Source organism: Limibacillus sp. MBR-115 (assembly GCF_040549425.1).
Lineage (GTDB): Bacteria > Pseudomonadota > Alphaproteobacteria > Kiloniellales > CECT-8803 > Limibacillus > Limibacillus halophilus.
This window is the reverse complement of the sequence record NZ_JBEPTJ010000007.1, coordinates 14,432-34,943: the sequence shown is the minus strand read 5'-3', so window position 1 is coordinate 34,943 and position 20,512 is coordinate 14,432. Positions and strand designations below refer to the sequence as shown.

At 58.9% G+C, this 20,512-nt stretch carries 19 protein-coding genes and 1 riboswitch; of the genes, 12 read left to right on the top strand and 7 right to left on the bottom strand.

Translation table 11 applies throughout. The features are described from left to right. Window positions 1-74 precede the first annotated feature (74 nt). The gene (locus ABIE63_RS13870) at window positions 75-1,070 is read left to right on the top strand and encodes a CoA ester lyase (RefSeq protein WP_354505087.1); all 996 of its coding nucleotides are present in this window, start codon (window positions 75-77) and stop codon (window positions 1,068-1,070) included. On the opposite strand, the gene ABIE63_RS13865 is transcribed toward ABIE63_RS13870, so the two are convergent. After that, entirely contained in the window at window positions 1,067-2,014 is a 948-nt protein-coding gene (locus ABIE63_RS13865; protein ID WP_354505086.1) for an ABC transporter substrate-binding protein, read from the bottom strand. The two genes, ABIE63_RS13870 and ABIE63_RS13865, sit on opposite strands and share 4 nt — an antisense overlap. Window positions 2,015-2,100: 86 nt before the next feature. Continuing rightward, a riboswitch (TPP riboswitch) is annotated at window positions 2,101-2,212 on the bottom strand. Between the two features lie 120 nt (window positions 2,213-2,332). Between ABIE63_RS13865 and ABIE63_RS13860 the strand changes: the two genes are divergently transcribed. After that, window positions 2,333-3,289, top strand: coding sequence for an acetyl-CoA carboxylase carboxyltransferase subunit alpha (locus ABIE63_RS13860; RefSeq protein ID WP_354505085.1), 957 nt, complete (start codon window positions 2,333-2,335; stop codon window positions 3,287-3,289). A gap of 3 nt (window positions 3,290-3,292) precedes the next feature. Here ABIE63_RS13860 and ABIE63_RS13855 read toward each other — a convergent pair whose 3' ends face one another. Continuing rightward, window positions 3,293-5,302 (bottom strand): acyltransferase family protein, encoded by a 2,010-nt coding sequence (locus ABIE63_RS13855; RefSeq protein ID WP_354505084.1) that lies wholly within the window; start codon window positions 5,300-5,302, stop codon window positions 3,293-3,295. A gap of 276 nt (window positions 5,303-5,578) precedes the next feature. Then, window positions 5,579-8,323, bottom strand: a complete 2,745-nt coding sequence (gene secA / locus ABIE63_RS13850; RefSeq protein ID WP_354505083.1) for a preprotein translocase subunit SecA — start codon at window positions 8,321-8,323, stop codon at window positions 5,579-5,581. On the opposite strand from secA, the gene ABIE63_RS13845 reads away from it, so the two are divergent. The 4 genes from ABIE63_RS13845 to ABIE63_RS13830 all read left to right on the top strand — a co-directional run bounded on the left by ABIE63_RS13845 (window position 8,322) and on the right by ABIE63_RS13830 (window position 11,308). Beyond that, entirely contained in the window at window positions 8,322-8,540 is a 219-nt protein-coding gene (locus ABIE63_RS13845; RefSeq protein WP_354505082.1) for a hypothetical protein, read from the top strand. The two genes, secA and ABIE63_RS13845, sit on opposite strands and share 2 nt — an antisense overlap. A 44-nt stretch (window positions 8,541-8,584) precedes the next feature. Continuing rightward, a complete protein-coding gene (locus ABIE63_RS13840; RefSeq protein WP_354505081.1) occupies window positions 8,585-9,499 on the top strand; it encodes a peptidylprolyl isomerase in 915 nt (304 codons plus the stop codon). Window positions 9,500-9,596: 97 nt separating this feature from the next. Next, a complete protein-coding gene (gene argJ / locus ABIE63_RS13835) occupies window positions 9,597-10,829 on the top strand; it encodes a bifunctional glutamate N-acetyltransferase/amino-acid acetyltransferase ArgJ (protein ID WP_354505080.1) in 1,233 nt (410 codons plus the stop codon). Between the two features lie 20 nt (window positions 10,830-10,849). Further along, window positions 10,850-11,308 (top strand): (deoxy)nucleoside triphosphate pyrophosphohydrolase, encoded by a 459-nt coding sequence (locus ABIE63_RS13830; protein WP_183417158.1) that lies wholly within the window; start codon window positions 10,850-10,852, stop codon window positions 11,306-11,308. Between the two features lie 10 nt (window positions 11,309-11,318). Here ABIE63_RS13830 and ABIE63_RS13825 read toward each other — a convergent pair whose 3' ends face one another. Beyond that, window positions 11,319-11,852, bottom strand: a complete 534-nt coding sequence (locus ABIE63_RS13825; RefSeq protein ID WP_354505079.1) for a GNAT family N-acetyltransferase — start codon at window positions 11,850-11,852, stop codon at window positions 11,319-11,321. Continuing rightward, entirely contained in the window at window positions 11,849-12,778 is a 930-nt protein-coding gene (locus ABIE63_RS13820; RefSeq protein WP_354505329.1) for a methyltransferase domain-containing protein, read from the bottom strand. The genes ABIE63_RS13825 and ABIE63_RS13820 overlap by 4 nt, the downstream gene beginning before the upstream one ends. A gap of 49 nt (window positions 12,779-12,827) precedes the next feature. Between ABIE63_RS13820 and ABIE63_RS13815 the strand changes: the two genes are divergently transcribed. From ABIE63_RS13815 to ABIE63_RS13805, 3 genes are all read left to right on the top strand, one after another. Then, on the top strand, window positions 12,828-13,592 hold the full coding sequence (locus ABIE63_RS13815) for a ComF family protein (protein ID WP_354505078.1): 765 nt from the start codon (window positions 12,828-12,830) through the stop codon (window positions 13,590-13,592). A gap of 86 nt (window positions 13,593-13,678) precedes the next feature. Further along, window positions 13,679-13,942 carry a glutaredoxin 3 gene (gene grxC / locus ABIE63_RS13810; protein ID WP_183417155.1) on the top strand — a complete coding sequence of 88 codons (264 nt, stop codon included), beginning with the start codon at window positions 13,679-13,681 and terminating at the stop codon, window positions 13,940-13,942. A 3-nt stretch (window positions 13,943-13,945) separates the two neighbouring features. Continuing rightward, the gene (locus ABIE63_RS13805; RefSeq protein ID WP_354505077.1) at window positions 13,946-14,788 is read left to right on the top strand and encodes a carbon-nitrogen hydrolase family protein; all 843 of its coding nucleotides are present in this window, start codon (window positions 13,946-13,948) and stop codon (window positions 14,786-14,788) included. Between the two features lie 14 nt (window positions 14,789-14,802). On the opposite strand, the gene ABIE63_RS13800 is transcribed toward ABIE63_RS13805, so the two are convergent. Then, on the bottom strand, window positions 14,803-15,369 hold the full coding sequence (locus tag ABIE63_RS13800; protein WP_354505076.1) for a class I SAM-dependent methyltransferase: 567 nt from the start codon (window positions 15,367-15,369) through the stop codon (window positions 14,803-14,805). A gap of 145 nt (window positions 15,370-15,514) precedes the next feature. On the opposite strand from ABIE63_RS13800, the gene ABIE63_RS13795 reads away from it, so the two are divergent. Further along, window positions 15,515-15,946 (top strand): DUF1178 family protein, encoded by a 432-nt coding sequence (locus ABIE63_RS13795; RefSeq protein WP_354505075.1) that lies wholly within the window; start codon window positions 15,515-15,517, stop codon window positions 15,944-15,946. A 4-nt stretch (window positions 15,947-15,950) separates the two neighbouring features. Here the strand turns inward: ABIE63_RS13795 and ubiG are convergent, their stop codons facing one another. Then, on the bottom strand, window positions 15,951-16,703 hold the full coding sequence (gene ubiG, locus ABIE63_RS13790) for a bifunctional 2-polyprenyl-6-hydroxyphenol methylase/3-demethylubiquinol 3-O-methyltransferase UbiG (protein WP_183417151.1): 753 nt from the start codon (window positions 16,701-16,703) through the stop codon (window positions 15,951-15,953). Window positions 16,704-16,853: 150 nt separating this feature from the next. Between ubiG and ABIE63_RS13785 the strand changes: the two genes are divergently transcribed. Together ABIE63_RS13785 and ptsP are read left to right on the top strand one after the other, a co-directional pair. Continuing rightward, window positions 16,854-18,074, top strand: a complete 1,221-nt coding sequence (locus ABIE63_RS13785) for an aspartate kinase (protein ID WP_183417150.1) — start codon at window positions 16,854-16,856, stop codon at window positions 18,072-18,074. A gap of 94 nt (window positions 18,075-18,168) precedes the next feature. Continuing rightward, complete coding sequence (ptsP, locus tag ABIE63_RS13780) at window positions 18,169-20,373, top strand: phosphoenolpyruvate--protein phosphotransferase (protein ID WP_354505074.1); 2,205 nt, start codon at window positions 18,169-18,171, stop codon at window positions 20,371-20,373. Window positions 20,374-20,512: the final 139 nt, after the last annotated feature.

The window sequence follows — 20,512 nt, the reverse complement described above, 5'->3', positions numbered from 1 at the left end:
TTGCTATTGCCTGAGGATCAGTTTTTTGCGGCGCAGCAATTAGCGGTCGTCCAGGATGTATTGGGAGGGACTTGATGAGCTTTACCATCGTCGAACAGGCTCCGGCGCGATTGAACCGCAGCGAACTTGCGGTTCCCGGTAGCAACCCCAAACTTTTCGAGAAGGCAGCGGCCTCCGCCGTGGATGTGGTGTTCCTCGATTTGGAGGACGCCGTGGCGCCGGACGAGAAGGTGCAGGCCCGCCGCAACGTGATCGCCGCGGTCAACGATGTAGACTGGGGCAACAAGACCCTCTCGGTGCGGATCAACGGGCTCGATACCCACTACATGTACCGTGATGTCGTCGACCTTCTGGAACAGGCCGGTGATCGTCTCGATCTAATCATGATCCCGAAAGTCGGCACCGCGCAGGATGTCTATGCGCTGGATATGCTGGCGACCCAGATCGAAGCGGCAAAGGGTCGGAAGAAGCGCATCGGTTTCGAACTTATCATCGAAACGGCATTGGGCATGCAGAACATCCATGAGATCGCCGCAGCCTCAAAGCGCAACGAGAGCCTGCATTTCGGTGTCGCTGACTACGCGGCCTCGACAAAGGCGCGCACCACCGGGATCGGCGGACCGAATCCAAGTTACGGCGTTCTGACAGACGCGGAAACCGATGGGGCGCCGCGCGATTATCACTGGGGTGATATGTGGCATTACGCTATCGCCCGCATGGTGGTTGCGGCGCGTGCTAATGGCTTGCGCCCCATCGATGGTCCTTTCGGTGATTACTCGGATGCCGATGGTTACAAGGCGCAGGCGCGCCGCGCCGCTGTTTTGGGCTGTGAAGGTAAGTGGGCCATTCACCCCAGCCAAATCGGTCTGGCCAACGAGGTCTTTAGCCCCTCGGAGCAGGAAGTCACCAAGGCCAAGCGTATTCTGGAGGCCATGGCGCAGGCCCAGAAAGACGGCAAGGGCGCCGTCTCTCTGGATGGTAGGCTCATCGACATCGCGTCGATCAAGCAGGCGGAGGTAATGGTCAAAACCGCCGAGCAGATCGCCGGCCAGGGCCAGGCAAAAGGCTAGCGGGCGACTTCCACCGCATAGCTGTCGAGGGCCGGGCTGTTGCGGATAACGCCCTGATCTTGCAGGAAAGCTGCGAAGGCCTCATAGCGACTGCGGTCGAGCGCGGCGGGCCGCAAGGCAAAGCGCGGCAGCGTATCGGCCCAGGCGCGACGGTTCAGTTCATCATCCAGTTCCGGGCGGTACTCCAGGAACGCGGCCCAACTGTCTGCCGGATGATTGATCAAGTAGGTGGTGCCGCGCTCCACCGCCCGTAGAAAAGCCGCAAGCTTGGCATCGCCCAGGGTGTCGTTCTTGGCAACGACGATCAATTCGTCATAGGCAGGTACGCCGTGCTCCTCGATGAAGAAAGCGCGGCCCTTGTGGCCTTCCAGATCGAGGTGATTTAGCTCGAAGTTCCTGTAGGCGCCGATGACGGCATCGACCTGCCCCGATAGCAAGGCAGGACTGAGCGAGAAGTTGACGTTGATCAACTCCACGTCGTCCAATCCCAATCCAACCTGCTTAAGCATGGCACCGAGCAACGCGTCTTCGAAGCCGCCGACCGAGTAACCGATCTTGCGTCCTTTCAGATCTCCAATGGTTTTGATCGGCCCGTCTTCCAGCGCCAGAAGGGTGTTCAGCGGGGTTGCCACCAGCGTTGCAATGCGTGTAAGCGGCAGCCCTTCGCCAACCAGGATATGAAGCTGCGGTTGATAGGAAACGGCGACCTCCGCCTGTCCGGCGGCGACCAGCTTGGGTGGGTCGTTGGGATCGGCTGGCTCAATTAGGTCGACTGCCAACCCTTCCTCGGCGAAGAAGCCTTTTTGCAGGGCAACGACCAACGGCGCATGATCGGGATTCAAGAACCAATCGAGTAGAACGGTAAAAGGCTCGGCCGCGCGGGTTGGTGCGGCGAGCAGCAAAGACAGGGCAATACCCAGGGCCGGGATGATTTTTCGAAACATGACAACGGACCTCCTTGTCGTCTAAGTGGCGGCGCGGAGATCCGGGGTGCTTAAGAGCAGGAGCGGTTTGCCGTCCGTGGATGGTGTGGCGGCTTCTATTCCATTCCCTGCGCCGGCATGACCCGGATCAGGTTCTAAGGGTCAGGGACGAAAAATCCCAATCTCAGCCCGCTGTCACGGACACCCCTAGGAACGCCCCAAGAAGTGACCGTCCCAGCGCCCGCTGTCAAGCCACAGATATTGCCTAGGCCTTTTGCTACCTCTATGAAGCAGGTTACGCTTCGCTTTCCATAAAAGCCTGTGGTAGAACGGCCCGCCATGCAGACATACCTTGATTTTGAACAGCCCATCGCCGAGCTCGAAGGCAAGATCCATGAGCTCCGTCACCTCTCCAACCACGATGACGTAAACATCGCGGAGGAGATTTCACGCTTGCAGCAGAAGGCCGACCGCCTGCTGACGCAAACCTATGCGAAATTAACGCCCTGGCAAAAAACCCAAGTCGCGCGCCACCCGGATCGGCCGCACGCGAATGATTACATCGCGCACTTGCTCGAGGATTTCGTGCCGCTGGCAGGCGACCGCCTGTATGGTGAGGACCATGCGGTAATCGGCGGGATTGGTCGCTTTAAGGGGCGCAGCGTGTTGGCGATCGGTACTGAAAAGGGTCATGACACCACCAGCCGCGTGAAGCGTAATTTTGGGATGGCCCGTCCTGAAGGCTACCGCAAGGCGCAACGCCTGATGCAGATGGCCGAGCGCTTTGACTTGCCGGTGATCACTTTTGTGGATACCGCCGGCGCCTATCCGGGGCAGGGGGCCGAAGAACGAGGTCAGGCAGAGGCTATCGCCCGGTCAATCGAGGTGGGTCTGAACATTCGTGTGCCTTTCGTTGCCGTGGTGATAGGCGAAGGTGGATCCGGCGGCGCCATAGCGCTGGCGGCAGCGAATCGGGTTCTTATGCTGGAGCATGCAATCTATTCCGTCATCTCGCCGGAGGGCTGCGCATCAATTCTGTGGCGGAGTGGCGACGAGGCGAAATCCGCGGCCGAGGCTCTGAAGCTGACGGCACAGGACCTCAAGAAGCTTGCCGTCATTGATGCGGTGATCGAGGAGCCACTTGGCGGGTCTCACCGTTTCCGAGACGAGGCGATGCGCCGGGTGGGCGATAGTGTCTGGGAACAGATTGAAAGCCTGAAGGGGTTGGACGGTGATGCGCTGCGCCAGGATCGCCGGGAGAAGTTCCTTGCCATGGGGCAAAAGGGCTTGAGCTAGGCTTTAATTATCCGGCCAGCCGGCTGGAATCCTGCTTGAAGTCTGGCGACGTTTGGACAGTTTCTCCTCCAGCGGTTTCAACCAGCCGATTTGGTGGATGCGGCGGCCAAAAAATGCGGCGCCCTGCATGGTGTAGTGGCCATAGTCATAGAAGGCTTTGTGTCCCTCGTCCGTCGCGCCGAAGCAGATTTTCAGCGAAAAATCACAGAGGTAATCCTCTTTCTTCAAGAGGGTGAAGTCATAGGTCTGGGCCAAATCGGCGATCTCACGATTGATCTCATCGACCTCCGCCGGCGCCCGGGCCTTGTTGCGCTCCAGAAAGTAGCGCTGATTCACGGTCTCGAAGAAGCCAGTGTTTGCTTTTCCGTTATCTGCGCTCGCTTGCCATAGGAGTGAGTCATAGAGGGTCTTTGTGCCATCCCAAAAGAACTCAACCGTATTGTTGGCGACTACGAGGATCTTGTCGTCCAAAAGCGCGCGTTTAGCGAGGGACTCCAGACCCTCAATGTCGCTCAAACCCCCGGCCTTTCGACGCTTCCTCAAGTATCTCGTCGAAACGAAAATCACATCGGCTTTGCGATAGGCGGCGCTCCTGAAGAAGTTGCCCGCCTGTTTGCTATGTTGGTGGAAGTCGGCGAGCTGCATGGGATACCGGGAAAATCCAAGCTCCGTGAACAAGCCCGCATTGGTCATGAACACGTTGTACAAGTCCTTACTGTGAGAATTTCCTACGATTAGAACTTTGGTGGCTCGGTCCGGCGGTTCGAATTTTGCGCGCCGCTTTATCGCGTCCACCAGGATCCAGGTTTCGTCGAGCAGTTTGTCGTTATCCGGCTCGTAGTCGGCGAGGAGCGACTTCAAGTGTGCGTATCTTCCAAACTCCCCCTCCTTCAAATCGACGGTTGAGGCGATTCCGCTAAGAAGCATCGCGGTCAACGCCATCGAACCGATGGCCTTTTTCCGCCCGAAGCGCTGTCGGTCGCGAAACGGCTGTTCGATGAATCTGTAAGAGAGCAACGCCAGGACGAATGTCAGTGCAATAGCTATCAGTTTATCGTTCAAGCTGAAGTAAACGAGAGAAATTCGCGAGAATGAGAAGATCGGATAATGCCAGAGGTAGAGTGAGTAGGAGATGAGCCCGATGCCGACGAGAAGCCGCGTGGAGAGGAGTCGGCCAGCGAGGTCCAAGGCGCCGGCATAGCGAATAACCAGAACGGTCCCGATGACAGGCAGAAAGGTCGCCAAACCCGGGTGCTGCGTTTCCTCGTCCAGGGTGCCAAACGCGAAGACAATGAGCAAAAGGCCGGCGGTTGAGAAGGCAGCACTCGAGGGCGGAAGTTCCCGGGCGCCCTTTTTTATCTCTGAGTATGCCAAGAGCGCTCCGGCGAGAAGCTCCCACGCCCGGCTCGGCAGCATGAAGAAGGCCAAACTTGGATCGCTGCGGCTGACCCATGCCATGATCGACAGGCTTGCGGCCGCGAGCAGAATCAAGGCCGCCGGAGCGCGCTTTCGTAGATATCGTTCGGATATTACCAGGAGAAACGGAAACGTAAGGTAGAACTGCTCTTCAACACTGAGAGACCATGTGTGGAGAAGCGGTTTCAGAAGGCTTGTGTCAGCGCCATACCCGGTCGTTGAGAAATAGAAAAAGATGTTTGATCCGAAAAAGACGGACGAAAGCATCGACCGAGCGTATTCGGTCAGCGCCGTGGGCAACAGCGTGAACCAAGCGAACGGCAACGCGACCAGCATTGTCATAAAGAGCATGGGAAGTATGCGCCGGGCTCTTCGCTCGAAGAAACGGCCGTAGTCGAAGCGGCCGCATTGCCGTATTTCCAATAAAATCAGCTTGGTAATCAGATACCCGCTGATAACGAAGAAAACATCGACGCCAAGAAAGCCTCCGCTAAACCATGTGAGGCCATAAGCATGAATCTCCGCGTGGTAAAGAATGACCGCAACAACGGCAAGCGCCCTCAACCCGTCGATTTCAGGTCTGTAGGCGATCTTCATTCAAGCGATCCAGATTGCCGGTCCAGCCGGCTGAAACGAAAAATAAACAAAGCTTTCCCGATAAATGGGGCCAGGGCTCCCATCGTTCAGTGATTGGTTGGTGATCCGGTCGTTACGGATACCCTGAGAAAAGCATTTTGTTGTGTATTAATTTGTACAGAAAGGTCCGGTCATTCGCCGCGCCGCCCGAAGGACGCCAGAGGACGTTCAATTTCCTTTCGTCGGATCACGTCGGGTCAGCGGCCCGCCTGTTCCGACAGGTGAAGCGGGTGCAAACTAGAGTTTCCCGTGGCAGTGCTTGTACTTCTTGCCGGATCCGCAAGGACAGGCCGCATTGCGTGCCACACGGCCCCAGGTTCCCGGATCATTCGGATTGACCTTGGCAGCGGCTTGGCGCGTCTCGACGGTTGCCTGCCCGGCAAGGTTGCCCTGACCCTGAGCGGCAGCTTCCTGCCGTCCCTGTTCTGCAAAGGCCGGGTCTTGACGACCCTCATGCAACTCCCGCGGACGCTCTTGGGGTGCCAGACTTTCCGGCGCTTCGTTGCTGCGCACTTCCAGATGGCTAAGCACGGCGGTCACGGTCTGGCGCACTTCGTCCAGCATCGCCCCGAACATGTCGAAGGCCTCCCGCTTGTACTCGTTCAGCGGGTCGCGTTGGCCATAGGCACGCAGGCCAATGCCGTGCCGCAGATGGTCAAGGCCCAGCAGGTGATCCTTCCACTGTTGGTCAAGAACCTGCAGGAGGATCGATTTCTCCGCCATACGCATGATTTCCGGGCCGAAGTTGGCGGCTTTTTCGGCCATTCGGCTGTCGCTGGCCTTGATGATACGTTCCAGTATCTCCGGTTCGGCAATGCCTTCTTCCTTGGCCCACTCCTGAACGGGTAGATCGAGGCCGGTCAAGCGGCGCAGATTCACATGCAGGCCGTCCAGGTCCCACTGCTCCGGCAGGGAACCGGTCGGAATTGCGGTGCTTACCGCTTCCTCCAACGTCTCGTAGCGCATATCGCGGACGGTATCTTGTACCGTTTCGGCCTGCATGAGTTCCTTGCGCTGTTCGTAAACGACCTTGCGTTGATCGTTCATGACATCGTCGAACTTCAGCAGGTTCTTTCGGATCTCGAAATTGCGTTGTTCAACCTTCTGCTGGGCTTTCTCCAGGGCTTTGTTCACCCAGGAGTGGATGATCGGTTCGCCTTCCTCCAGGCCCAGGCGTTGCAGCATGCCGTCCATACGTTCCGACCCGAAAATACGCATCAGGTCGTCTTCGAGGGACAGGAAGAAGCTGGAGGCGCCAGGATCGCCCTGGCGGCCCGAACGGCCGCGAAGCTGATTGTCGATGCGACGGCTTTCATGGCGTTCGGTACCGATCACATAGAGGCCGCCGGCCGTATGCACGATCTCCCGGTTATGGGCGATCTCGGCCTTGATCTCCGCGATCTTCGCCGCTCGTGCGGCTTCGTCCTCGATGCCGGCAGCCTCCTGAGCGATACGCATGTCCAGGTTGCCGCCGAGCTGAATGTCGGTGCCGCGGCCGGCCATGTTGGTTGCGATCGTGACCGCACCAGGTCCACCGGCCTGGGCGACGATGAAGGCTTCTTGCTCGTGATAACGGGCATTCAGGACTTGATGGGGAATCTTCGCTTTCTTAAGCATCTCCGAGAGCATCTCGGACTTTTCAATGGACACCGTTCCGACCAGAACCGGCTGTTGGCGCTCCTGGCACTCGCCGATCAACTTGATGATGGCCTCATGCTTCTCCCGTGCGGTTCGATAAACCTCGTCGTCGTTGTCCTTGCGGACGACGGGGACGTTGGTCGGCATTTCAACGACTTCCAGCTTGTAGATTTCCTGGAATTCCTCAGCCTCGGTCATGGCCGTACCGGTCATGCCGCCCAGTTTCGGATAAAGCCGGAAATAATTCTGGAACGTAATCGACGCGAGGGTTTGGTTTTCCTTTTGGATCGTAACGCCTTCCTTGGCTTCCAGAGCCTGGTGCAGGCCTTCGGAAAAGCGGCGTCCCTCCATCATGCGGCCGGTAAACTCATCGATGATGATAACTTTATCGTCCTTGATGATGTAATCGGTGTCGCGCTCGAACAGGGCGTGCGCGCGCAAGGCTTGGTTGGAGTGGTGCAGCAGGCTGACATTGTGTGTATCGAAAAGAGACCCCTCCTTCAGGAGGCCGCATTCCATCAACAGCGCTTCGATCCGTTCCTGGCCGACTTCGGTGAAGGCCACGGACCTGGCCTTCTCATCCTTCTCGTAGTCGGTTTCCGGGTCCAGTTTCGGGATCAGCTTATCGACGCTGGCATAAAGCTCCGAGGAGTCTTCAGCCGGGCCGGAGATGATCAGCGGCGTTCGCGCTTCGTCGATCAGGATCGAATCAACCTCGTCGACAATCGCGAAGTTGAACTCGCGCTGAACCATATCTTCCAATCGGAACTTCATATTGTCCCGGAGATAATCAAAGCCGAATTCGTTGTTCGTGCCGTAGGTGATGTCGCAAGCGTACGCTTCGCGCCGCGCGGCATTGTCCATGTTCGGGACGATGCAGCCAACCGTCAGGCCCAAAAAGCGGTAGATCTGCCCCATCCATTCGGAATCACGTCTGGCGAGATAGTCGTTGACCGTCACCACATGGACGCCTTTACCGCCGATGGCGTTTAGGTAAACCGCCAGCGTTGCGACCAGAGTCTTGCCTTCGCCGGTTTTCATCTCGGCAATCATGCCGCGGTGAAGGATGATGCCGCCCATGAGCTGCACGTCAAAGTGCCGCTGGCCCAGCGTTCTCTTGGCAGCTTCTCTAACGGTGGCAAAGGCCTCCACAAGCAGATTGTCGAGCTTCTCGCCCTTGTCGAGGCGCTCCCTGAACTGAGGCGTGCGAGCCCGCAGTTCTTCATCGCTCAGCTTTTCTATTTCCGGCTCAAGGGCGTTGATTTCCTTGACCAGAGGGTGGAGCAATTTGACGTAGCGATCGTTGGCGCTTCCGAACAACCGCTTGGCGATGGCGCCGATCATGGATATGAAACCTCACGAGGCGAGAAAAATAACTGGCGTAAGCATGGTGCTTCGCCGCGCAACAGACATAGGCAACACACTACGGCCTGTCAACGACGAGGGGCATTACACTTTGCCTTTAAAGCGCCTTAAAGCTGGGCTTGCCGCTGGCGAGTGCTCTCTGCATAGTGTCGGCTCGCAGATCAAGCGCTGGATGCCCTATGGGCTGTTCGGCTGATCAAGACCGCATTTTTATCCTGTATGGGGACAAAGGAAATCCTGATGACTCACTCTACAAATCGCCGCGCGGCCTATTCCCTGGCGGTATTTTTCGCAGCGGCGTTTCTGGTCGTGCAGCCCTTGCGTGCGCAGCAGGACAGCGCGGCGGCGCCGACGGCCGACTCCGTCGTAGCCACGGTGAATGGCGAAGACCTGACGCATGGTGAGGTTGTCGCCGCGGCTGAATCCCTCGGACCGCAGTACATGGCAAATCTCGATTCTGTGTATCAGATATTGGTGGAACGGCTGATTGACCTGCGCTTGGTGCAACAGGCTGCGCTCAAGGCCGGTCTGGAAGATGATGCCGAAGTCGCAGAGCGGGTTGAGAGCCTGCGTCAGCAGGTCGTGCGGGACGTTTTCTTGGAGCGCGCGCTCAATGAGGCCGTGACAGAAGCGGCTCTGCAGGATCGTTACGCTGCTTTCCTTGAGCAGAATCCGCCGCAGACCGAGGCCAAGGCCCGCCACATCCTTGTTGAAACCGAAGAAGATGCAAAGGCGATCATCGTCGAGTTGGATGGCGGTGCGGACTTTGCCGCCCTTGCACGTGAGCGTTCGACCGGACCGAGCGGCGCAGAGGGTGGTGATCTGGGTTACTTCACGGCAGACGTGATGGTGCCGGAGTTCTCACAGGCGGCCTTCGCGCTTGAGCCGGGCAGCTACACCAAGACACCGATCCAGACTCAATTCGGTTGGCATGTGATCCTCGTGGAAGACAAGCGTGATACGCCGCCGCCGAGCTTCGAGGAGTTGCGCACGCAGCTTTCCAACGAATTGCGTCAGGAAGCGGCTCGCAAGTTGGTAGAAGACCTTCGTGGAACTGCCGATATCGTTCTCACCAAAAAGGAAGAGGCTGCGCCGGAAACCGGCGAATCCGATTCCAGCGACGGGTCCGAGACCGCACCGGTCTCGAACAACTGAACGTCTGGCAGGTCGACGCCGGAGCGAAGCTTTGTCCAGGGTCGCTGGCCGACCCTGGATGATCCGGCAGATCCGGTTTTACGAGTGGGGGAGTGGCATGGCTTTGCAAGTATCGCCCTTGGCGCCGGAATCCTTTCCGGATTTGCCGATTATTGCCGGAGTATCCTTGGCTACGGCGCGTTGTGGAATCAAATACAAGGACCGGACGGACACCTGTTTGATCGAGTTGGCTGAAGGCAGCAGCATCGCAGGGGTCTTGACGCGCTCGCTGACGGCCTCGGCGCCGGTTGAGTGGTGCCGGGAAAACCTGAAACGGGGCTCGGGTCGGGCGATCCTGATCAATGCGGGCAACTCCAATGCCTTCACGGGGGCCGTGGGTGTGGCCTCGGTGAAACGCTGCGTGACGGTTGCCGCAGAAGTGCTCGGATGCAGCGAGGCTGAAATCTTTGTCGCCTCAACCGGCGTCATTGGCGAGCCGCTCCCCGACGAAAAAATCACCGCGATGTTGCCGAACCTGCACGCCGGCCAAAACGACGATGGATGGGCTGACGCTGCCGCGGCTATCATGACCACCGATACCTATCCAAAGGGCGCGACCTGTAAAGCCGTGGTCGACGGCGTGACCGTGACCATCAATGGTATTGCCAAGGGCTCCGGCATGATTGCGCCGGACATGGCGACCATGCTGGCGTTCGTCGTCACCGATCTTGCGGTGTCGGCGCCGGTGCTGCAGGCCCTGTTGTCGGCGGGGTCGGATCGGTCTTTCAATTGCATTACCGTTGATGGCGACACCTCCACCAGCGATACCCTGTTGCTGGCGGCCACGGGGCGGGCGGAGAATCGTCGAATCGAAAAGGTCGACGACCCGGCGCTGGAACCCTTCCGCAAAGCGTTGGACGGCCTGCTGATTGATCTTGCCCAGCAGGTAGTACGGGATGGTGAAGGTGCGGAAAAGTTCGTGACTATTGCCGTCACTGGTGCCGACAGCGATGCGGCGGCGCGGCGCATCGGGTTGGCTATCGGTAATTCACCACTGGTAAAAACCGCGATCGCCGGCGAGGACGCCAACTGGGGCCGTATCGTCATGGCTGTCGGCAAAGCGGGCGAGAAAGCGGATCGGGATCGTCTGGCGATCTCGATCGGTGGGGTCGCGGTGGCGCACAACGGGCTGCGGGTTCCCGATTACGACGAAGCACCGGTGGCGGCCCACATGAAGGGGCAAAACATCGATATTGCGGTTGATGTCGGTGTGGGTGAGGGCGAGGCCACGGTTTGGACCTGCGATCTGACCCATCGCTATATCGACATCAACGCCGATTACCGATCCTAAAACGCCGTGGACCACCAGCCATGATTGAACGAGAACCCGATAGTGGCTGTTGGCAGGCTGATGAGCGCAGCAACACCGCTAAACCCTTGGTTTTGGTGGCCGCGGCGGCATTGATCGATGTCGATGGCCGGGTGCTTCTTGCGCAACGGCCCGAGGGCAAATCCATGGCGGGCCTATGGGAGTTTCCGGGCGGCAAGCTGCATGATGGAGAGAGCCCGGAACAGGCCTTGATTCGCGAGCTCCACGAGGAACTGGGAATTGATACCAGGGCATCCTGTTTGGCCGCCGTCGCCTGCGCATCCCACGCTTATGACAGCTTCCATTTGCTGATGCCGCTTTATGCCTGCCGTACCTGGAGGGGAACGCCGCGCGGTAAGGAAGGTCAATCACTGGCCTGGGTACGACCGGTTCGTCTAGGCGACTATCCGATGCCTCCTGCGGATGAGCCACTTGTCGCCATCCTACGGGACCTGCTTTAGACAGTCGATTCTAGGTCGGGTCGCCTGAGGCTTTCAAAGGCTCCAAGCGATAGAGAAGATGCGGCAGGTTTACATGGGTGATGCTCTTTTCGAAGGTCATCCCCAGTTTTTCCATGATCCGCCTGGAGCCGAGGTTATTGGACAACGTGAAAGCCACAACGCTGCGCAAACCCAGCGCGTCAACACCGTGGTCAAGTACGGCGCGGGCCATCTCGAACCCGAAACCTTGTCTCCAGCAATCACTCGTCACGGCATAGAGCAGTTCGCTCTCGGCCATGCCCTCGACCAGGTAGTGGCGCAAGCCGCAATAGCCGACAAACCGCTCATCCTGTCGTTGCCGGAAAAACCAGATGCCAAATCCGTGGGCCTCCCAATGCGCAAGTGCACGATTGAGGCTGGCTTTCGATGTCTCCAAGGAGTGAGGTTCACCCATAGCCGAAAGTGTCTTCATGACCAGGGGGTCGCTATGGAGTTGTCTCAAGTCGGTGATGTGTGCCTGTCGGACAGGCAAGCCCTGAAGCCGTTCGGTGATAATTTCCGTCATTTCTTGTCTCGTCCCGGCTGCGCTTTGACGCCGGTTTTCTGCTCGCTTGAACCTAGGGCGGCGGCGAGGCGCGCCTTTGCGCTGCCTGGGCGGAGCGGTTGGGGTTGAGAGGCCGCAGGTGCCCAGGCAGTCAGGAAGAATACTTGAAAGCTCGCGGGAATTCGACCGTCGGCGCGCTGGTAATGCTCCTGATATAACTCGGCCGCACGCTGCAGCGTCGCTCTTCGGGTGAGGGTACGGCGTTGTAGCATCACGGCATTACTCTCCCCCATGCCGCGCAGGTCGTCCATCAGCTTCAGGGCGTGTGGGTAGTCGACGACGATTGTCTCCTGATCGGCAACAGGCAATGCAAAACCGGCCCGTTGCAGCAAGGCCGCGGCATCCGCCAGATCGAGTTGCGGCGACAGCCGGGGGCTAAGGCCGCCTTCGATTTGCATCTCGGCTTCCATCAGACTGTGTCGCAGTTCCTGCAGCGTGTCGCCGCCCAGCAAAGCCGCCAGAAAAAGTCCATCCGGTTTCAAGCTATGGCGAATCTGCATCAGACAGCCGGGCAGGTCGTTGACCCAGTGCAGATTCATCAAACTGAGAACCAGGTCGAAACTGCTGCGACCGAAGGGCAAAAACTCCTCATCGAGCACGACACCGGGTCGCCGCGGCGCGGATGCGCGCTCGACCATTGCTCCGGAAAGATCGCCTTGAGCCAGCCATTGCACGCCGCCGCGCCCCTGTAGCCTTTGTCCGAGCAGGCCATTGCGGCATCCAAGGTCCAAAGCGATGGGAAACTCCCTGCGAATATCTTCAAGCCGTTCCAATAGCCGCTCACCGACTTCCTGGAGTAGAAAGTCGTAGCCCGACAGACCTGCCGCCGCCCTTTCGCGATGTAGGCGCAGGAGATTTCGATCGAAAGGCTTCAAGGTTTCATCCATCAGCGGCAATATGGCAGAGCAACCTTTTGGCGCAAGGGCCCAATTGCGTATGACTGAACAAGCCGTCAAGCTGTTTCGGCAGGGGATAAGGGGGGGTATAGAAGCGGCGGGTCGCGCGGTTGACCTCTTGCTGCCACCTCGCTGTTTTTCCTGTGGCGTTCTGGTAACGCAACAAGGGTTGTTGTGCCATCACTGCTGGTCCGAACTTGATTTTGTCACCGATCCGCAGTGTTTCTCCTGTGGCCTACCCTTTGAATACGACCTCGGTCCAAAAACCCGTTGTGCCGCCTGCCTGGCACAGCCGCCTAGCTTCCACCGGGCAAGGGCATTGCTGCGCTATGATGCGGCGGCACGGCGGCTGTTGCTGCCTTTCAAGCACGCGGACCGGACGGCAGCAGCACCGCATTTTGCGGCCTGGATGGCGCGTGCCGCCCCTGAACTTCTGGCAGATTGCGATCTCGTTGCCCCGGTGCCATTGCACTGGCGGCGTCTATGGCGCCGACGGTACAATCAGGCTGCGCTGTTGGCACAAGCCCTGGCTGCGCAGGCTGGGGTGCCTTGTGTGCCGGATCTGTTGGTCCGGACACGGGCCACGGCGTCACAGGGTCATCTGTCACGTAGTGGACGCGGGCGTAACGTTGCGGGAGCCTTTGCGCTCAAGGAGCGCTATGCGGCAAACATTGAGGGTGCGCGGGTTCTGTTGGTGGATGACGTGCTGACGACTGGGGCCACGCTGGAGGCATGCACCAACTCTTTAATCCGGGTTGGGGCCGGTCGCGTTGACGTTCTTGTGATGGCACGCGTGGTGAGGTGACAAGCTTGTTTCCCCTTCCTATTTATTGAGGCAGATTTTTGTAACAGACGCCTCAACAGGGCGTGGTGAACCAGCAAGAGGAAGCGATGCCGAAGATTGAGATTTATTCCAGCATGTTGTGTCCCTACTGCCACAGGGCAAAGCAGTTGCTGAAGGCCAAGGGCGCGGCCTTCGAGGAAATTGATGTTTTCCTGAAACCCAGTGCGCGCCAGGCCATGACCGAACGTGCGGGAGGGCGCACCTCGGTTCCGCAGATTTTTATTGACGGAAAGCACGTGGGCGGTTGCGATGAAATCTATGCCCTGGATCGAAAGGGCGAACTGGATCCGTTGTTGAGCGGGAGCGCGTGAGCAATGCCATTCAAGGCAGCCTGTATTCAGATCAATGCCGGGCGTGAGATCGCGCCTAATATCGAGATGGTATCCGACTTGATCCGTCAGGCCGCCGACCAGGGCGCGGAACTCATCGTGACGCCCGAAAACACGACGATGATAGAGCCAGACAAAGAAGCACAGCGCGCCAAAACACCGCGAGAAGCTGATCACCCGGCGGTCGCTGCCTTTGCGGATTTGGCGCGGGAGCGCGGAATCTGGCTTGTGATCGGATCAATGTCGATGGCCTTGGATGACGGCCGAGCGGCCAACCGGTCGTTTCTCTTTGCGCCCGACGGCAACATCGCCGCCCGATATGATAAGATTCACATGTTCGATGTCGATGTACCTGACGGGCAAACCTATCGGGAATCGGCTAATTTCAGGCCGGGCGAACAAGGCGTGGTCGCCGACTTGCCTTGGGGCAAACTCGGCATGACGATCTGCTACGACCTGCGCTTTGCCTATCTGTACCGAGCACTGGCCAAAGCCGGCGCGGGTATTCTCACGGTACCGGCAGCCTTTACTCAGTTTACCGGTAAAGCGCACTGGCACATTTTGCTCCGCGCGCGCGCCATTGAAACGGGTTGCTTCGTTCTTGCGCCGGCCCAGACAGGGGAACATGCCGGCGGTCGCCATACCTACGGCCATTCCCTGATCGTTGCGCCTTGGGGCGAGATTTTGGCCGATGCCGGGGAAGCACCGGGCATTATCTATGCCGATATCGATATGCAGCGGGTTCGGGACGCCCGCCGCATGATTCCGGCGCTTGAGCACGACCGTACTTTCAAACTTCCCGAGGAAACCCGCGCCGTGGGCGAGTGATCCTTCTTTTTGGGTTAGGCTTTCTGGCCGGTCGCTTTTCTGGCGGCCAATCTCTGCCGACAGGCCGGTCGCGGGCTGGTTTCCTCCAAGTCCTCATAAGCCAGGACGCGCATGCCCGCATTCGCTGCCAGTTGCAGCAGTTCGCCGGGACGCAGAAGGTAATCCGGGTTGGCCGGACGTCCGTATTTCTCGTTACCCTCGGCAAAGGTTTCGTAAAGAAGCAAGCCCGCGGGTTTCACCGCTGCGACAATTGCCGGCATCACAGGCCGATACAAATAGTTCGTCACGATAACGGCTGAAAACTGCCGCCCACCTAGCGGCCAGGGAGCGCCGTCCTCCAGATCAGCGCCGATGGCTTCCAGTCCTGGATGTGCTGCAAGCTCGCCAAGCTTGGCAGGATCAATGTCCAGAGCGACAACGCCGTGGCCCCGCTCCAGCATCACCTTGCTATGGCGTCCACTGCCGCAGGCAAGGTCGAGAACACTGCCCCCCGGTTCGATCAAGTCCGCGAAACGGCAAATCCAGGGAGAGGGTGCAATGTCAGACTCGGTGCTTGCTGTCGGGAGGTCTGGCGCTCGCATCTTTCTGTTTCCCTTGCTTTTTCTTGCTTGCGTTTCAGCGCAGCATCGCCCATTTCTCAGGTATTGCAGTTTGATTGCAAGAGGCTAGGCACCCCTGAGGCGACATCAGGTAGCCTTGGGTGGCACCTACAGGACAAATAGGACCATGATTGTATTTGACCTGACCTGTCCAGACGAGCACGTCTTCGAGGCGTGGTTCTCCTCCAGCGCTGCTTATGAAGAACAGCGTAAGGCGGATGCTGTCGCCTGTCCGACCTGTGGGTCGCGGGAAATCGGCAAAGCCTTGATGGCCCCAAGTCTTGGCGCATCGGTTGGACAGGAACGCCGTAGCGACGATAAGGCTAAGCAGCAGACCGCACACCAGGCTGTGCGCCAAGCGCTGCAGAAGCTTCAGGAAGCCGTTCAGAAGAACTGCGACTACGTCGGACCTCAGTTTCCCGAGGAAGCCCGCAAGATATTTTACGGCGAGGCCGATCAGCGGAATATTTACGGCGAGGCTTCGTTGGAGGAAGCGGAGGACCTGGTGGAAGAGGGTATCGACGTTCAGGCGATACCCTGGATCGCTCCTGAGAACTGAGGAATCAGTCCTCACGCACCGCATAAAGCAGGTAGTTGACGTCCAGATCGTTGCGGTCCAGACGCCAAGAATCGCTCAAGGGGTTGTAAACCAGTCCGGTCACTTCCCTGATTTCCACGCCATTCGGGCGCAAGTGTTCCGCCAACTCTGAGGGTTTGAGAAAACGCCGCCAGTCGTGCGTGCCGCGAGGAACCCATCGCAGCAGGTATTCGGCCCCGACAATGGCCATCATGAACGACTTCGGAGTCCTGTTGAGCGTTGAAAGCAATAAAGCTCCGCCCGGTTTCGCCAACCCGGCGGCGGCACCGAGGAAGGCGCCGACATCCTGCACATGCTCAACCACCTCCATGGATACCACGGCATCGAACTGGGCCCCGTCGGCCAGTAGCGCTTCTGCGGTGGTTACCCGGTAGTCGATGGACAATCCTCCGGCCGCTGCGTGCGCTCTTGCGGCTTGAATGCCGTCGGCGGCGGCATCGATGGCCGTCACGGAAGCACCCATTCTGGCCAAGGGCTCGGAAAGCAGCCCACCTCCGCAACCGAGATCAAGCAGCCTTAACCCGCTTAGAGGTTTGGAGGTGAGGGGCGCCCGGTCGAAATGTGCGGCGAGTCGGTCACGGATGAACTCCAAGCGCGTCGGGTTCAAACGATGCAAGGGCCGGAAGTTCCCTTTAGGGTCCCACCAGGCTTCGGCCTGTGCCGCGAACTTTTCGATTTCCTGCGTATCGACGCTGGCGGCGCTTTTTGTTGTCGTCATGGAGAAATAATTCCCTGCTAAAGTCCGGGCGGCCTTGCATTTTAGCCGCTCCATTGAGTATGGATAGCCCCGCGTGCGCCGACAAGCGAAGCCTGTCATGGTGCGGCAAGGTTGCAAGGCTCCAGTGACGGCAGAGCAGGACAGTAGGTCATGGCCCGGATTGTCATGAAATTCGGCGGTACCTCGGTGGCGGATCTTGATCGAATCGCCAACGTGGCGCAGCGCGTCAAACGCGAAGTTGATTCCGGTAATGAGGTGGCGGTGGTCGTATCGGCCATGGCCGGTGAAACAAACCGCCTGGTCAATCTGTGCGAAACCGCTTCCAATCTGTTCGATCTTCGGGAATACGACGTCGTGGTTTCGACCGGCGAGCAGGTAACGGTTGGATTGCTTGCCATCACCTTGCAGTCGATGGGTGTATCGGCGCGGTCCTGGCTTGGTTGGCAGATACCGCTGTGCACCGACATGGCCCACGGCAGCGCGCGCATTCAATCGATCGATACACAGGACATGATCCGGCGATTCGGCGAGGGTCAGGTGGCTGTGGTCGCAGGTTTTCAGGGTGTTGACCCGCAAGGCCGGATCACGACTCTTGGTCGTGGCGGCTCGGACACTTCGGCGGTGGCGCTGGCCGCCGCCCTCAAGGCTGATCGCTGCGATATTTATACCGATGTCGATGGGGTCTACACGACGGATCCGCGAATCGTTGCCAGGGCTCGTAAGCTCGATAAGATTACTTATGAAGAAATGCTGGAGATGGCCTCCCAGGGCGCCAAGGTCTTGCAGACCCGCTCTGTCGAATTGGCCATGAAGGAAGGCGTGCGCGTCCAGGTGCTTTCCAGCTTCAAGGACACGCCTGGCACCCTGGTGGTGGATGAGGACGAGATCGTGGAACAGGAAATGGTAAGCGGCATTGCCTACAGCCGGGATGAGGCAAAGATCACTTTGCGGGAAGTGCCGGATCGCCCGGGTATCGCGGCGTCGATTTTCGGACCGCTGACCGATGCATCGATCAACGTGGACATGATCGTCCAAAATATCTCGGCGACAGGCGAGAAAACCGATCTCACCTTCACCGTCAATAAGACCGACCTGAACCGCGCCGTCGAAGTGCTGCGCAGCCAGAGCCAAACCATTGGCTACAGTGATCTGCTGGCGGACCGCGACGTGGTCAAAGTTTCGGTAATCGGCGTCGGCATGCGCAGCCATGCCGGTGTCGCTCAGACGATGTTCAAGGCCTTGGCTGACAAGGGCATCAACATCCAGGTGATTTCGACGTCCGAGATCAAGGTTAGTGTCCTGGTTGCGGAGGAGTACACCGAACTCGCCCTTCGAAGCCTTCATACGGCCTACGGACTGGACGCGGCCTGATCGGGCGATGACCCCCCCGGAGCCCCCAAGGAGCGCGCCACAGTCCCTAGACTGGGCCGGTTCCAGGCGCTTGCTTCGCCTTCTACGGGATGCGATGAAAAGCGGCGGGTTGGTCCAATCTCGCCTGGACCGGGTCGTCAAGCTGATTGCCGCGAACATGGTTGCCGAGGTTTGCTCGATTTACGCCATGCGCGCCGGTGAGGTACTTGAACTTTACGCCACCGAAGGACTGCGGCCTGAAGCCGTACACAGCACCCGGTTGCGACTGGGTGAAGGCCTTGTCGGGCAAATTGCCCTGACCGCCGAGCCTCTGGCTCTTTCCGACGCCCAGCAGCACGCGAACTTCGCCTATCGCCCGGAAACCGGGGAAGAGCTTTACCACTCGTTCTGCGGAGTGCCGATTCAACTCGGCGCGCGTGTTTTGGGTGTTCTGGTTGTGCAGAACCGGACCCAGCGAAGCTATGGCGAGGAAGAGATAGAAACGCTGGAAACGGTGGCCATGGTCCTGGCAGAGTTGCTCGGGAGCGGCGAGGTCATCACCTTGGAGGAAGGCCGCAGTGTCGAAGGCTCCGCCTTGCTCCCTGTTCGGATCGGCGGTTTGGTGCTGAACGAAGGCATGGCCATGGGGCGGGCCGTCCTGCACCAATGGGGCATAGTGATCAACCAAGTTGTGGCCGAGGACCCCGAGGCCGAAATTGCGCGCCTCGATGAAGCCGTGGGGGACATGCGCCGCGCCGTGGATCGCATGCTGGCGCGGATGGACAAGAATCTCGACGACGAGCAGGGCGAGGTTATGGAGAGCTATCGCATGTTCGCGCACGATCGCGGTTGGTTGGAGCGTATCCGTGACGTAATCAACAGCGGTTTGACGGCCGAGGCGGCGGTGGAGCGGATCAAGAACGATACGCATCAGCGCATGATGAAGGTGCGTGACCCTTACATTCGTGAGCGCCTCGCCGATTTGGAGGACCTTGCCTACAGATTGCTTCAGCACTTGTCCGGGACGGAAGGGTCTTCGCGGAACCTGCCGGACGAAACGATCCTGATTGCTCGCACCCTGGGGCCGGCCGAACTTTTGGATTATGACCGCAAGCGTTTGCGCGCGGTGGTCTTGGAGGAGGGGAGCAAAACCGCACATGTCGCGATCGTTGCACGCGCACTCGGCCTGCCGACGATTGGCCGTTGTGAAGGAGCACTAAGCCGTATCCGGGCTGGAGACTCGGTGATCGTCGATGGACAGAACGGCCAAGTGTTTGCCCGCCCCAACCAGGGTATCAAACAAACTTTCAAGGCATCGCTGGCCTTGCAGGAAAAGCGCAAAGCCGAAATGGCGGCGGTGCGCAACCTGCCGGCCGTCAGCCAAGATTCGGTGACGGTCGAACTATTGATGAATGCCGGACTGCTAATCGATTTGCCGCACCTGGACGAGTGCGGTGCCACAGGTATCGGTCTCTACCGCACCGAGATTCCTTTCATGGTCCGCGATGCTTTTCCAGGCGTTGAGGATCAACAAGCCCTCTACAGCAAGGTGTTCGAACAAACGGGGTCACGGCCGGTGACTTTCCGCACGCTTGATGTCGGGGGTGACAAACCCTTGCCCTATCTGACCATGGAGAAGGAAGAGAACCCGGCTATGGGATGGCGCGCCTTGCGCATGACACTCGACCGGCCGGTGATGCTAAGGCTCCAACTGCAGGCGTTGATTCGTGCAGCCAAAGGCCGAGAGCTGCGAATCATGTTCCCGATGGTTACCGATATCTCGGAGTTTGATAAAGCGCGTGGAATGGTCGAGCGGGAGTTGGCACGCGAAATCGCGCGTGGCACCGCAGCGCCAAGCGCGATCAAGCTCGGCGCGATGCTGGAGGTTCCTGCCTTGCTGTGGCAACTGGACAAGCTGTTGCCTTCGATCGATTTCCTGTCCATCGGTAGCAATGATCTCTTCCAGTTCGTGTTTGCCGCCGACCGGGGAAATCCGAGTTTGACCCGGCGCTTCGACAGCCTTTCTCCGCCAATGCTCAGGCTGCTGAGCGACCTGACCGCTCAAGCAAACGCTGCGAATGTGCCCGTGACTCTTTGCGGGGAAATGGCTGGGCACCCCTTGGAGGCCCTGGCTTTGATCGGTTGCGGAATCAGGCGTCTGTCGATGAGTGCGGGCTCGATCGCACCTGTCAAGCAGACCGTCCGCGCATTGAATGTCGCCGAGGTGACGGATCTGGTGCAGCATCTTGCAGGCTTGCGAACACGAAGCGTACGTGGTGTCTTGCGTGCCTATGCGTTGGATCGCGGCATACCCTTCTGATCTGGCTGCGGGTTTCCCTGCATCCGCGCCGGCAGGCCGCAAAAGCTTTTAAGAAGTTTGCCGTAAGCCCAATCGCTTTGCTAGAAACAGGAAGAAGTAGTCGGACAAGCCGGTCCACTGCCTTGAAGGAAGCTTTTCA